The sequence below is a fragment of the Kosakonia radicincitans DSM 16656 genome (assembly GCF_000280495.2).
Lineage (GTDB): Bacteria > Pseudomonadota > Gammaproteobacteria > Enterobacterales > Enterobacteriaceae > Kosakonia > Kosakonia radicincitans.
The window spans coordinates 4,323,876-4,338,202 of sequence record NZ_CP018016.1 but is presented as its reverse complement, the minus strand read 5'-3'; the positions used below and the strand labels follow the sequence as shown (position 1 = coordinate 4,338,202).

The following is a 14,327-nucleotide window of genomic DNA, read 5'->3' as shown; positions in this document are numbered from 1 at the left end:
CCTCGACCCCTTAGTGAGAGGTTTCCGCGTGGCTCATGTCCATGCCTTCCATTCCTTCGTGCGCGCTATGCTCGCCTTCCGGTTGGGTCATGTCCATGCTCTTGCCGTGGCCCATAAATTTGTTGATAACGTCTTTAAACAAATCGGGTTTCACGCTGGAGAAGTATTCAACCTTGTTGTATTCGCTTGGCGCTGCAACTTTCTCATACGCCGCCATATCTGGCAGGGTGCTTGAAGATTGTTTCGCTTTTGCGACCCACTGGTCGAATGCGGCGCGGTCCGGCGTAGCAATAGCTTTAAACTTCATGCCAGAGAAGCCCGGGCCGCTGTAGCTGGCGGAAATGCCATCGTACGTACCTGCTTCGTTAGCGATGAGATGCAGTTTGGTCTGCATACCAGCCATTGCGTAGATCTGGCTGCCCAGACGCGGAATAAAGAACGAGTTCATCACGGAGTTGGAGGTCACTTTGAACTCTACCGGTGTGTTCGCCGGGAAGGCGATTTCATTTACGGTAGCAATGCCCTGTTCCGGGTAGATGAAGAACCATTTCCAGTCCATGGCGACCACTTCAATGGTGATTGGGTGTTCGTCATGTGCCAGCGGTTTGCTCGGTTCGAGCGAGTGGGTGGTTTTCCACGTCAGTACAGCAAGGAACAGGATGATCAGAATCGGCACCGTCCAGACCACAGCTTCCACTTTATTGGAGTGTGACCAGTTCGGGCTATACTTCGCATCTTTATTGCTCGCACGATACTTCCAGGCGAAACCAACGGCCATCAAGATGGCGGGAATAACGACAATCAACATCAGGCCAAAAGCCGTCAGTATCAGCGAACGTTGCTCCAGTCCAATCTGTCCTTTGGGGTCAAGAAGTGCAGAATCGCAACCACTGAGTAAAACAGTGCCGGCGATTAATGACAACCATCCCAAACTTTTATTGTATTTCCTGAGTCTCATTTAACGACCTCAATTCCACGGGATCTGGTGGCGCTTAAAGTGTGCGGGCATTTTACGGAAAGGTTACGTTACTGTAAACATACTTGGCTCTGTGTCAGTAAGGTGTTACTGGGTTCTGCCGTTTATGTCACACGGAATGCAACAAACTGTAAAATCGGGCATTCGCACAGCCTGAAGTTGAGATTATAACGAAAATATTACATTACAATCAGCGCTGAGGGTGAATTGGTATAACCAATCAATTTATTAAACAAATAATTAACATATATTCAGCAATTACCGTACATTATTGGAACTAATGTGAAACCAAATAATTAATAACAGTGCTGAATCGTTAAAGAATAGCCCTTAATTTATAGCGCACAAAATAATTAAAGAAAATGTATACATATAACGATAAATAACCGATTAGGCCTGGATTAAAATAATGGTTATTAATTGTACGAAATAATAACCATCATGAATTATTTAGTCGGTTTTTTATCCTTGCGATTGATTTTAAAAACAAAAAAATCCGGGGAATTGTTAATTATGAAGGGATGATATTCAGATGTCTGGAAATACCTCGCCGATTATTGGCATCGACTTAGGAACCTCCAATAGCGCTGTCGCCTGGTTCGCTGAGGGTGACACGCAACTGATCACCGGCGCGCAAGGGGAGCGCTTAACACCCTCTGTGATCGGCATCGATGATGGGGGGCACCTGCTGGTTGGTGCCGCAGCTAAAGCGCGTCTGGTCAGCCATCCACAGATGACGGTCGCCAGCTTCAAGCGCTATATGGGCACGGATAAAACCTGGACACTCGGCTCGCGGCAATTTCGCGCCGAAGAGTTATCCGCTCTTATCTTACGTAAACTCAAAACCGATGCCGAAGTGGCGCTGGGCTGCCCGGTAACCCATGCGGTGATCACGGTTCCCGCCTATTTTAATGATGCGCAACGCAAGGCGGTAAAAGCCGCCGGGCGTCTTGCCGGGCTTGAGGTTATGCGTTTGCTCAATGAACCGACGGCAGCAGCGTTGGCTTACGGGCTGGCCGATAACAGCGAGCAAAAGTTCCTGATTTTCGACCTCGGCGGCGGCACTTTTGATGTCTCTATTGTGGACATTTTCGAGGGCGTGATCGAAGTGCGTGCCAGCAGCGGCGATGCCTGGCTGGGCGGTGACGACTTTACCGATCTTATTCGCCAGTGGATGTTAAGTACTTCTCCGGCATTAAAGGACGCGCCGTTAACCTGCTCGGCACAATTAACTTCACTGGCGGAAGAGCTTAAACAGACGCTCAGCGCGCAGGATAACGCCTCCGCGCAGCTCGCTTTTGCCGGTGAAACGTACCGCTGGCAACTGGACGGCGAAACCTTTGCCGGGCAGGCTGCCGGGTTACTTTCACGGCTGAAAAAAACAGTCGTGCAGGTTTTACAGGATGCACAGTTTGATCCCCGCGATCTTGATCACGTCATCCTGGTGGGCGGCGCGACCCGGATGGCGCTGGTGCGCCAATTGGCAACGCGAATGTTTGGCCGCTTTCCGCGTAATGAGCTTAATCCGGATGAAGTCGTGGCGCTTGGCGCAGGAGTGCAGGCCGGGCTTATCGCCGAAGACCGCGCGCTGGACGATATCGTATTGACCGATGTGATGCCGTACTCGCTGGGCGTGGCAGTGGCCCGGCGGCTCGAAGGCGGTAAAACTGACGACGGCTATTTCATGCCGCTGATTGAGCGCAATGCGTTTGTTCCGGTCAGCGTTGTCGAAACGGTCGAGACGATGAGTGACAACCAGGATCATATTGTGATCGCGGTATATCAGGGCGAAGCCCGCCGCGTCAGCGATAATTTGCTGCTCGATCGTATGACCGTTCCGGTTCCGGCCCGCCGCGCAGGCGAGGTGAAAATCGATGTGCGCTTCACCTATACGCTGGACGGTATTCTGGAAGTGGAATGTAAAGTGCAGGGTGAAAGCACCGCTTCAACGCTGATCATCGAAAAAGCCCCTGGCGTGTTGAGTGAAGAAGAGATTGCCGAGCGTTTACGTCAGCTTGATGGCCTGAAAATGCACCCTCGCGATGTGCCGGAAAACCGGCAATTGCTGGCGGAGGCGTCACGCCGTTACGAACAGCTTTTAGGGCAGCGTCGGCAACTGATCGACCACTATGCCACGCAGTTTGAAATGGCGCTTAATCGTCAGGATGTGCGTGCTATCGCTGCGGCGCGTGATGAACTGCGCCGGGCATTAGATATGCTGGATGACGGGATGTAATAGCGATGACTATCTGGGAAACCCTTGGCATTGATGCCACTACGGATGAATCCGCCATCCGCCGGGCTTACGCCCGCCAGCTTAAACTGCATCGCCCGGATAAAGATCCTCAGGGTTATCAGCAACTGCGGGAAGCGTTCGATCTCGCGAAGCAATACGCCAGCAATGCGGCGATGTGGCAGGACGAAGAAGAGGATGCGCCTGAAGCGGACGAATCCGAACATAGCGAAGTGACACTTTCCAGCGCGCAGGATTATCTGCGTACGCTGGAAGGGCATCACGACATCGCCCTGCAACCCGACTGGCAACGCGAGACGCTGGAAGATGACGCAGAGCGTTTTTCCGTCCGGCTGTTAACCGATGAAATGCCTGCGCTGAAAGCGTTGCGTGAGTATCTGGATCATGAACTGCCGGATGCCCTGGACGCGCGCGCTGTTTTCAGCCTTGCGCTGGCGCAGGCGTTAAGTGAGCGCAAAGGCATTACGCGCAGCCTGGTCAGTGAAGTCTCCGCTATTATGGGCTGGGAGCTGGACGGCTATCGCGTCAGGCATATCCCATACTGGGTGGTTGAGGCCATTGAACAGCAGGTTGCGCTGAGTGAAGCCGAAGAGCACTGGGCGTATCTGGCGCGGCAAAGCACAAATGACAGGCAAGCGAAACTGGCCTGGCGACTGCTGGCTGGCGAGATGAAAAGGGTGCCGTGGTGGGCGAAACTGATTCCCGGTTTCACGCAACAACTGGTCAATCATGTTGCGACAATTAAATATCACTATCCGCAACTGCTGGATCGCCTGAATCCCGAACTGCTGGAATATATCTCTTCGCCGCACCTTTTGTTGAGTTGGAGAGAGGTTGCAGCGCTCTGGTTCTGGGGCGTGGCTGCCTGGTTACAGGTGCGGGCCGCACCCGCAATGGCAGGGCAGGCTGCGGCGATAGTAGGGAGCCTTATCGTCTATCTGTGGGTCATGCCGCTTTTACTGGCGTATTATGCACAGGGAAAACGTATCGCCAGGGCAGTGCTGCCGCTCTTGTGGCTGCTGGGATGGATTATGCTGGCGATCCCGTTGTTTCATTTATATGAAGTGGTCTTCAACTACCCGCCAGTGTACAAAGGTGTTTCTCGCGTCATGATGCTGACCGCGGTGCTGGCTTATCCCGCCTGGTGGGTGATTAGCCGTAACCGACATCAGTGGTACGCGATGCCCTTCAAAGGGGTTGCGTTTATGTTTGTGTTACCCATCGCGTTTCTGCAGCAATTTTCGCCAATTATTACCGCCGTTGGCGTGATTATTTTACCGGCGCTCTTCACGCACGTTCTTCGCGGGTTATTTTTCTTCTATTAATAGCACCAGCGCTTACCTTTCATCGGGTAAGCGCTGTGTTCACATTAGCCGCGTTTTGCGCAGCGCCAGCAGATCCAGCAGCCCGCCGAACAGAATGCCGACAATCGCCAGCAGCGCGCCGCCTTCGAGAAGCCTGGTGCCAATGGCCCAGTTCGCCATTCCGCTGGCCGTCACAATAAGCACCACCAGCCAGCCGCTAAGCAGCAGGCAGCCGACACTCAATATGCGCAAGGCCAGACGGTAGGCCGCCGGATATTTGTTGCGTGGCATGAAATGCCCGGTCTGCTGGGTAAATTCCAGCGTCCGCTTACACATCGCCAGCAGCAGCAGGCCCGGCGCAGCAGCAATAATGGAGAAGAGATAAAACGTTGACCAACTGTAGGTTTCTACAAACCAGCCCGCCAGCGGGCCGACGTACACGCGTCCGACAGCGGATAGCGCTGAAAGCAGAGCAAACTGGGTTGCGGAGAAGGATTTATTGCAAAGCGTCATTAATAACGCGACAAACGCCGCCGTTCCCATGCCGCCGCACAGATTCTCGAAGAACACGGCGGCACCCATGTTGACGATATCTTTCTGCGTGGTGGACAGCAGCCAGTAACCGGCATTGGAAACCGCCTGTAAAAATCCGAAGATCATTAACGCGCGGAACAGAGAGAGGCGCTGCATTAATACCCCGCCATACAGCGCGCCAATGATTGTTGCCGCCAGCCCCAGCGTTTTGTTGACCACGCCGACTTCGCCCGCGTCAAACCCGACGCCGCGAATCAAAAAGGTGGTCGTCAGGCTCATGGCGAAAGCATCGCCGAGTTTATACAGCACGATCAGCAGTAAAATCAGCCAGGCATTATTGCGACCGAAGAAATCACGCAGCGGCTCGACGACGGCCTGCTCCAGCGTTTTCGGCACCGGAATGGTGTCTGTTGGCTCCGGCGCCAGCAGGGTGGCAATAATACATGGGATCAGCAGTGCGGCCATCAGCCAGTACATTCCTTGCCAGCCGAGCCAGCGATCGGCGAGCCACAGCGCCAGCCCACCGGAAACCAGCATGCCAAGGCGATAGCCGAGTACGCTAATGGCTGCGCCAGCGCCGCGCTCTTCAACAGGCAGGACATCCGTCTTCCAGGCATCGAACACAATGTCCTGCGAGGCGGAACAGAAGGCAATCAGTACAGCCAGTGCCGCCATCCAGCGCAGGTGGTTGGCCGGATCAAGGAAGCCCATGCCGGCGATGGAGGCCAGCAGCAACAGTTGCGTCAGCAGTAGCCAGCCGCGACGCCTTCCCAATAGCGGCAGCGTGTAGCGATCCATGAGCGGCGACCAAAGGAATTTAAAGACGTAGGCCTGGCCGACCAGCGAGAAGAAACCGATGGTTTTAAGATCGACGTTTTCAACGGTCATCCATGCCTGAAGCGTACCGCTGGTCAGGGCAAGGGGGAGACCGGAGGCAAAACCCAGGATAAGCAGAATTGCTGATTTGGGCTGCGTGAAGATGCGTAAGTAGTGGCTCGACATGAGTTAAAAACTGGCCCGTAAAACCGGGCCAGTGCAGCAATTAACGGGCGTTTTGCTTGATGAAATCGTGGATGCTGGTGTCCTGAGACATATCCGCGATAGTGTCGGTCAGCACGCTATTAACCGCGGTCGTGATTTTGTCGTTAGTCGCCTGGAAAGCGCCTTCAACGTTATAGCTGGCACGGTAGTTTTTCGTCATCTTATTACCATTAGCTGCGGTGGCAATGATGGCGATATCCGCTTTGGTGGCGATGTTGTAACGCACGTTGCCTTGAGAAACGTCGGCATACAGTTGGTTAACAATGATTTGCAGATTTACCGCGCCGTTCGGCCCGATCATATAGCCGCGCGCCGTCATCTGTTTCTCCAGCACTTCCTGTAAAAGGAAACGCAGATCGCGGGAGGCGGTTAAAGTGACCAACTGGTTGTCACGCGTTACTTTCGCCAGCGCCTGGTCCTGACGTTGATCGGCGCCAGTAATGCTAACGGTCACGCCCATCAGGCTCGGATCCTGCTGCGGCAGGGTGATTTTCGGTGAAACTTCAAGGGTTGTCGGCGGGGTAGCGCACCCGGCCAGCATAAATAAAGCGACCAACGGGAAGAGTAGTTTTTTAAACATGTTCAGGCTCTCAAGGGATCGTAAGCGTTTGGGGAAAAATTCTCGCCATCATAACATTGCCGCCGTTAAGGGGAAGTCCTCAACGTATGTAAATTCATCACCTTGTGCTTTTTCGGCATCAAAAAACAGGTTGTTGAAGCGGGATGGCAAAAATCCGCCGTCTTTTAGTAGACTTTATCGCGTTGAGCCGGCAAATCAGACGAACGCTAATTTTTTGTTGTTTTATTGTTATGAAAACGGTAAAAGCGGCTAACATTTAAAGAGATGGCTGGCATCTCAGCGTTGTCGGAGGCGTAACATCATGATGATGCGTGAACAGATAGAAGCAAAATTGAAAGCGGCATTCGAGCCTGTATTACTTGAAGTCGTAGATGAAAGTTACCGTCACAACGTTCCGGCGGGTTCCGAAAGCCATTTCAAAGTGGTGCTGGTAAGCGACCGCTTCACCGGAGAACGTTTTCTTAATCGGCATCGCATGATTTACGGTACGTTGGCTGACGAACTGGCAACGACAATTCATGCACTTGCACTGCATACTTACACCCTCAAAGAGTGGGAAGGCTTGCAGGATACCCTCCTGACCTCGCCGGCATGCCGGGGCGCCGGAAGCATCGCTTAGAAAACCAGGTTGCAACCGTCTGAACTTTTCCAGTATGTTGCATGCAGATTATGTAAAAACGGCCTGCGGGCCGTTTTGTTTTGCCTGAATTTTGAGCGAGAAACGCAATTTTTTGAGCGAAATTGCTTCAGAAGTGTGAAAAATGGCGCATCATTGCGCCATTCCCCTTCTCGACTCATATCTGTGATGCCGCTATAATGCTGCGTCTTATTTTTCGGAATGTCTTCGGGATGCTTCTGACGACAGGGAATGTGTTTTCTGATTGGAGAGAACATCCCGGTTCTGCAAAGCGAAAAGGTTTGCTTCGCAGAGTAGAGTTGACCGAGCACTGTGATTTTTTGAGGTAACAAGATGCAAGTTTCAGTTGAAACCACTCAGGGCCTTGGGCGCCGTGTAACGATTACAATCGCTGCTGACAGCATCGAGACCGCTGTGAAGAGCGAGCTGGTCAACGTAGCGAAGAAAGTGCGTATTGACGGCTTCCGTAAGGGTAAAGTACCGATGAACGTCGTTGCTCAGCGTTATGGCGCTTCTGTTCGCCAGGACGTGCTGGGCGACCTGATGAGCCGCAACTTTATCGACGCGATCATCCAGGAAAAGATCAATCCGGCTGGCGCGCCGAACTATGTTCCGGGCGAATACAAATTGGGCGAAGACTTCACCTACGCAGTAGAGTTCGAAGTGTACCCGGAAGTTGAGCTGAAAGCGCTGGACACCATCGAAGTTGAAAAACCGGTTGTTGAAGTGACTGACGCTGATGTCGATACCATGCTGGATACCCTGCGTAAGCAGCAGGCGACCTGGAAAGACAAAGACGGCGCTGCTGATGCGGAAGATCGCGTTACTGTCGATTTCACCGGTTCTGTTGATGGTGAAGAATTCGAAGGCGGCAAAGCGACTGATTTCGTACTGGCGATGGGCCAGGGTCGTATGATCCCTGGCTTCGAAGACGGTATCAAAGGCCACAAAGCGGGTGAAGAGTTCACCATCGACGTGACCTTCCCGGAAGAATACCACGCAGAAAACCTGAAAGGTAAAGCGGCGAAATTCGTCATCAACCTGAAGAAAGTTGAAGAACGTGAGCTGCCGGAACTGACTGAAGAATTTATCAAACGTTTCGGCGTTGAAGATGGTTCTGTTGCCGGTCTGCGCGCTGAAGTGCGTAAAAATATGGAACGCGAGCTGAAAGGCGCAGTGCGTAACCGTGTTAAATCTCAGGCGATCGAAGGCCTGGTGAAAGCGAACGAGATCGACGTTCCTGCTGCACTGATCGACAGCGAAATCGACGTTCTGCGTCGTCAGGCTGCACAGCGTTTTGGCGGTAACGAGAAACAGGCTCTGGAACTGCCGCGTGAACTGTTCGAAGAGCAGGCAAAACGCCGCGTTGTGGTTGGTCTGCTGCTGGGCGAAGTGATTCGTACCCACGAGCTGAAGGCTGACGAAGAGCGCGTAAAAGGCCTGATCGAAGAGATGGCGTCTGCTTACGAAGATCCGAAAGAAGTGATCGAGTTCTACAGCAAAAACAAAGAGCTGATGGACAACATGCGTAACGTAGCGCTGGAAGAACAAGCGGTTGAAGCGGTTCTGGAAAAAGCGAAAGTGACTGAGAAAGCCACTTCCTTTAACGAACTGATGAACCAACAGGCTTAATCGGCTTCAGCATTAGCGAAATGTAATAAGCCCGTCACCTGCTGGTGGCGGGCTTTTTTTATCGTATTGACATTTACAGATGTGTGCTAAAAGAGCGTTTCAGTATTAGCGTAACAGCAAAAGATTGTTATGCTTGAAAACAGACTTGGTCATCCCCACTAAAGAGGGTATTGGCGTAAAGGCTCTGGCTGATAATCCGTCCGTGAGGGGTCATAGTCAGATCCCGCTCACTCAAGTACAATCAGTACAGCAGGTTAGTTTATTTTTTTATCCAGGAGACGGAAATGTCATACAGCGGCGAACGAGATAACTTTGCACCCCATATGGCTCTGGTGCCAATGGTTATTGAACAGACCTCACGCGGTGAGCGCTCTTTCGATATCTACTCCCGTCTTCTCAAGGAACGCGTGATTTTTCTCACCGGCCAGGTCGAAGACCATATGGCAAACCTGATTGTGGCTCAAATGCTCTTTCTGGAAGCGGAAAATCCGGAAAAAGACATTTACCTGTATATTAACTCTCCGGGCGGTGTGATTACTGCCGGGATGTCGATTTACGACACCATGCAATTTATTAAGCCGGACGTCAGCACCATTTGTATGGGCCAGGCCGCGTCGATGGGCGCATTCCTGCTGACGGCGGGCGCTAAAGGCAAGCGTTTCTGCCTGCCGAATTCACGTGTGATGATTCACCAGCCGCTGGGGGGCTATCAGGGCCAGGCGACGGATATCGAAATCCACGCTCGTGAAATCCTGAAAGTGAAAGGCCGTATGAATGAACTTATGGCGCATCACACGGGTCAATCTTTAGAGCAAATTGAACGTGATACAGAGCGTGACCGCTTCCTTGCTGCGCAAGAAGCCGTGGATTACGGTCTGGTTGACTCAATTTTAACCCATCGTAACTAATGCTCAGATTGCATGTGCCGCTATACTATGTGATGCAAGCGGCATCATGTTTGAGTAACGTTTTGCGCCTGGAATGGCATTTGCGTCGTCATGTGCGGCACAAAGAACAGATTAAGAGGTTTTGACTCATGACAGATAAACGCAAAGATGGTTCGGGCAAACTGTTGTATTGCTCTTTTTGCGGCAAAAGCCAGCATGAAGTGCGTAAGCTAATCGCCGGGCCGTCCGTGTATATCTGCGACGAATGTGTGGATCTGTGTAACGACATTATTCGCGAAGAGATTAAAGAAGTTGCGCCGCATCGCGAGCGCAGCGCGCTGCCGACCCCGCATGAAATCCGCCACCATCTGGATGACTATGTCATTGGCCAGGAACAGGCGAAAAAAGTGCTGGCAGTGGCGGTCTATAACCACTACAAACGCCTGCGCAATGGCGATACCAGCAATGGCGTTGAACTGGGCAAAAGTAACATTCTGCTGATTGGGCCGACCGGTTCCGGTAAGACATTGCTGGCTGAAACGCTGGCGCGTTTGCTGGATGTGCCATTCACCATGGCGGATGCCACTACGTTGACCGAAGCCGGTTACGTGGGGGAAGACGTCGAAAACATTATCCAGAAATTGCTGCAAAAATGCGATTACGACGTGCAGAAAGCGCAGCGCGGGATTGTTTACATTGATGAGATTGACAAGATCTCCCGTAAATCAGACAACCCGTCAATTACGCGTGATGTTTCCGGTGAAGGCGTGCAGCAGGCGTTGCTGAAGCTGATCGAAGGCACCGTGGCTGCGGTTCCGCCGCAGGGTGGACGTAAGCACCCGCAGCAGGAGTTTTTGCAGGTTGATACCTCGAAAATCCTGTTCATTTGCGGCGGTGCATTTGCTGGTCTCGACAAAGTGATTTCTCACCGTGTTGAAACCGGATCGGGCATTGGTTTCGGCGCGACGGTGAAAGGCAAATCTGAAAAAGCCAACGAAGGCGAACTGCTGGCGCAGGTTGAGCCGGAAGATTTGATCAAATTTGGCCTGATTCCTGAGTTCATCGGCCGTCTGCCGGTGGTGGCGACGCTGAGCGAGCTGAGCGAAGAAGCGCTGATTCAGATCCTGAAAGAGCCGAAAAATGCGCTGACCAAGCAGTATCAGGCGCTGTTCAATCTGGAAGGCGTGGATCTTGAGTTCCGCGACGAAGCGCTGGATGCGATCGCCAAGAAAGCAATGGTGCGCAAAACCGGTGCTCGTGGCCTGCGTTCAATTGTAGAAGCCGCTCTGCTCGATACCATGTACGATCTTCCATCGCTGGAAGACGTTGAGAAAGTGGTCATTGACGAGTCGGTTATCGCTGGTCAAAGCAAACCGTTGCTGATTTACGGCAAACCGGAAGCGCAGCAGGCATCTGGCGAATAATTCACCAATTCTTACAATCAGTTAACCAAAAGGGGGGGATTTTATCTCCCCTTTTATTTTTCCGTATTCCCGCCGTTGAATGTGTGGGAAACATCCCCATATACTGCTTTACATGTTAATGGTGCGTGTTGCACAGTCACGTCACCTGATTACCTGGCGGACTTTAAACTAAGAGAGAGCTCTATGAATCCTGAGCGTTCTGAACGCATTGAAATCCCCGTATTGCCGTTGCGCGATGTGGTGGTTTATCCGCACATGGTCATTCCCTTATTTGTTGGACGGGAAAAATCGATCCGTTGTCTGGAAGCGGCCATGGACCATGATAAAAAAATCATGCTGGTTGCGCAGAAAGAAGCGTCAACGGATGAGCCGGGTGTAAACGATCTTTTCACCGTCGGGACCGTGGCGTCTATTCTGCAGATGCTGAAGCTGCCTGATGGCACTGTAAAAGTGCTGGTCGAGGGGCTGCAGCGCGCGCGCATTACCACGCTTGCCGATGATGGCGAGCACTTCTCTGCCAAAGCGGAATATCTCGACTCGCCGGCTATCGACGAGCGCGAGCAGGAAGTGCTGGTACGTACGGCGATCAGCCAGTTTGAAGGCTATATCAAACTGAATAAAAAAATCCCGCCGGAAGTGCTGACTTCGCTGAACAGCATTGACGATCCCGCACGTCTGGCTGATACCATCGCTGCCCATATGCCGCTGAAACTGGCTGATAAACAGTCTGTTCTGGAGATGTCCGACGTTAATGAACGTCTGGAATATCTGATGGCGATGATGGAATCTGAAATCGATCTGCTCCAGGTTGAGAAACGCATTCGCAACCGCGTTAAAAAGCAGATGGAAAAATCCCAACGCGAGTACTACCTGAATGAGCAAATGAAAGCCATTCAGAAAGAGCTGGGTGAAATGGATGATGCGCCGGATGAAAACGAAGCGCTGAAACGCAAAATCGATGCGGCAAAAATGCCGAAAGAGGCAAAAGAGAAAGCCGAATCCGAGCTGCAGAAGCTGAAAATGATGTCGCCGATGTCTGCAGAAGCGACCGTCGTGCGCGGCTATATTGAATGGATGGTGCAGGTGCCGTGGAACGCGCGCAGCAAGGTCAAAAAAGACCTTCGTCAGGCGCAGGAGATCCTCGATACCGACCATTACGGCCTTGAGCGCGTGAAGGATCGTATCCTTGAATACCTTGCGGTGCAGAGCCGTATGAACAAGCTGAAAGGGCCGATTCTGTGTCTGGTTGGGCCTCCGGGGGTGGGGAAAACCTCGCTGGGGCAATCTATTGCCAAAGCCACCGGGCGTAAATACATCCGTATGGCGCTGGGCGGCGTGCGTGACGAAGCGGAAATTCGCGGTCACCGCCGTACCTACATCGGTTCTATGCCGGGCAAACTGATCCAGAAGATGGCGAAAGTGGGCGTGAAAAACCCGCTGTTCCTGCTCGATGAAATCGACAAAATGTCGTCCGATATGCGCGGCGATCCGGCTTCGGCTCTGCTGGAAGTTCTGGATCCTGAACAGAACGTAGCCTTCAGCGATCACTACCTGGAAGTGGATTACGATCTCAGCGATGTGATGTTTGTCGCGACCTCGAACTCCATGAATATTCCGGCGCCGCTGCTGGATCGTATGGAAGTGATCCGTCTTTCCGGCTACACCGAAGACGAAAAACTGAACATTGCAAAACGTCACCTGTTGACCAAACAGATTGAGCGTAATGCGCTGAAAGATAGCGAATTGACCGTTGATGACAGTGCAATCGTCGGCATCATCCGTTACTACACCCGTGAAGCTGGCGTGCGTGGTCTGGAGCGCGAAATCTCCAAACTGTGCCGCAAGGCGGTGAAACAGTTGCTGCTGGATCCGTCGCTGAAGCACATTGAGATCAACGGTGATAACCTGCATGACTACCTGGGCGTTCAGCGCTTTGATTATGGCCGTGCGGATGATGAAAACCGTGTCGGTCAGGTGACGGGGCTGGCGTGGACGGAAGTGGGCGGCGATCTGCTGACCATTGAAACCGCCTGCGTTCCGGGCAAAGGTAAGCTGACGTATACCGGTTCGCTCGGCGAAGTGATGCAGGAGTCTATCCAGGCGGCGCTGACCGTGGTTCGCGCCCGTGCGGAGAAACTCGGCATCAACGGCGATTTTTACGAAAAACGCGATATCCACGTTCACGTACCGGAAGGCGCGACGCCGAAAGATGGCCCGAGTGCGGGGATTGCAATGTGTACCGCACTGGTTTCCTGCCTGACTGGTAACCCGGTTCGTGCAGATGTGGCAATGACGGGTGAAATTACCCTGCGTGGCCAGGTGTTGCCGATTGGTGGTCTGAAGGAAAAACTGTTGGCGGCGCACCGTGGGGGCATTAAGACTGTTCTGATTCCTTACGAAAACAAACGTGACCTGGAAGAGATTCCGGACAACGTTGTGGCCGATTTGGATATCCATCCGGTTAAGCGTATCGAAGAAGTTCTCAGCCTTGCATTGCAGAACGAACCCTTTGGTATGCAGGTCGTGACGGCAAAATAGTGACCTCGCGCAAAGTGCGTTGATAAAAACAAGGCTGGTGAGTGATTTCGTACTTGCCAGCCTTTTTTTGTATAGCTAATTTAGATTGCTGGTTGGGTGTGTCATCATCAACTGGTGTTGTAAGGGCATGACAGGCCTGATATAACTGCTGCGCGGTCGCGCTGTGAAGGATTCAGGTGCGATATAAATTATAAAGAGAGGAAGAGAAGAGTGAACAAATCTCAGCTGATTGACAAGATTGCCGCAGGTGCTGATATTTCCAAAGCTGCTGCAGGACGTGCGTTAGATGCTTTAATTGCTTCTGTTACTGAATCTTTGAAATCCGGGGACGACGTAGCACTGGTAGGTTTCGGGACTTTCGCGGTTAAAGAACGTGCTGCACGCACTGGCCGTAACCCGCAGACCGGCAAAGAAATCACTATCGCTGCAGCTAAAGTGCCAGGGTTCCGCGCAGGTAAAGCGCTGAAAGACGCAGTAAACTGATTACTTTCCCCGTGTGGGGAGAGTAAGAAAATACAAG

Annotated in this window: 11 protein-coding genes; 8 read left to right on the top strand and 3 right to left on the bottom strand. The window is 52.3% G+C overall.

What is annotated here, in order from left to right; genetic code table 11:
- Window positions 1-10: 10 nt before the first annotated feature.
- Entirely contained in the window at window positions 11-958 is a 948-nt protein-coding gene (cyoA, locus tag Y71_RS20860) for a cytochrome o ubiquinol oxidase subunit II (protein WP_007373530.1), read from the bottom strand.
- 550 nt (window positions 959-1,508) lie between these two features.
- On the opposite strand from cyoA, the gene Y71_RS20855 reads away from it, so the two are divergent.
- Together Y71_RS20855 and Y71_RS20850 are read left to right on the top strand one after the other, a co-directional pair.
- Window positions 1,509-3,212 (top strand): molecular chaperone HscC, encoded by a 1,704-nt coding sequence (locus Y71_RS20855; RefSeq protein ID WP_007373531.1) that lies wholly within the window; start codon window positions 1,509-1,511, stop codon window positions 3,210-3,212.
- A 5-nt stretch (window positions 3,213-3,217) separates the two neighbouring features.
- Window positions 3,218-4,555, top strand: a complete 1,338-nt coding sequence (locus tag Y71_RS20850) for a J domain-containing protein (protein WP_007373532.1) — start codon at window positions 3,218-3,220, stop codon at window positions 4,553-4,555.
- A 39-nt stretch (window positions 4,556-4,594) separates the two neighbouring features.
- Here the strand turns inward: Y71_RS20850 and ampG are convergent, their stop codons facing one another.
- Window positions 4,595-6,070 carry a muropeptide MFS transporter AmpG gene (gene ampG / locus Y71_RS20845; RefSeq protein WP_007373533.1) on the bottom strand — a complete coding sequence of 492 codons (1,476 nt, stop codon included), beginning with the start codon at window positions 6,068-6,070 and terminating at the stop codon, window positions 4,595-4,597.
- A 40-nt stretch (window positions 6,071-6,110) separates the two neighbouring features.
- Entirely contained in the window at window positions 6,111-6,689 is a 579-nt protein-coding gene (locus Y71_RS20840; RefSeq protein ID WP_007373534.1) for a lipoprotein, read from the bottom strand.
- Window positions 6,690-6,990: 301 nt separating this feature from the next.
- On the opposite strand from Y71_RS20840, the gene bolA reads away from it, so the two are divergent.
- From bolA to hupB, 6 genes are all read left to right on the top strand, one after another.
- Complete coding sequence (gene bolA, locus Y71_RS20835; protein WP_035887285.1) at window positions 6,991-7,308, top strand: transcriptional regulator BolA; 318 nt, start codon at window positions 6,991-6,993, stop codon at window positions 7,306-7,308.
- A gap of 351 nt (window positions 7,309-7,659) precedes the next feature.
- Window positions 7,660-8,958, top strand: coding sequence for a trigger factor (tig, locus tag Y71_RS20830; RefSeq protein WP_007373537.1), 1,299 nt, complete (start codon window positions 7,660-7,662; stop codon window positions 8,956-8,958).
- A 284-nt stretch (window positions 8,959-9,242) separates the two neighbouring features.
- Window positions 9,243-9,866, top strand: coding sequence for an ATP-dependent Clp endopeptidase proteolytic subunit ClpP (gene clpP / locus Y71_RS20825; RefSeq protein WP_007373538.1), 624 nt, complete (start codon window positions 9,243-9,245; stop codon window positions 9,864-9,866).
- 128 nt (window positions 9,867-9,994) lie between these two features.
- A complete protein-coding gene (gene clpX / locus Y71_RS20820) occupies window positions 9,995-11,269 on the top strand; it encodes an ATP-dependent protease ATP-binding subunit ClpX (RefSeq protein ID WP_007373539.1) in 1,275 nt (424 codons plus the stop codon).
- A gap of 183 nt (window positions 11,270-11,452) precedes the next feature.
- On the top strand, window positions 11,453-13,807 hold the full coding sequence (gene lon / locus Y71_RS20815) for an endopeptidase La (protein WP_007373540.1): 2,355 nt from the start codon (window positions 11,453-11,455) through the stop codon (window positions 13,805-13,807).
- Window positions 13,808-14,017: 210 nt separating this feature from the next.
- The gene (gene hupB, locus Y71_RS20810) at window positions 14,018-14,290 is read left to right on the top strand and encodes a nucleoid-associated protein HU-beta (protein ID WP_007373541.1); all 273 of its coding nucleotides are present in this window, start codon (window positions 14,018-14,020) and stop codon (window positions 14,288-14,290) included.
- Window positions 14,291-14,327 lie beyond the last annotated feature (37 nt).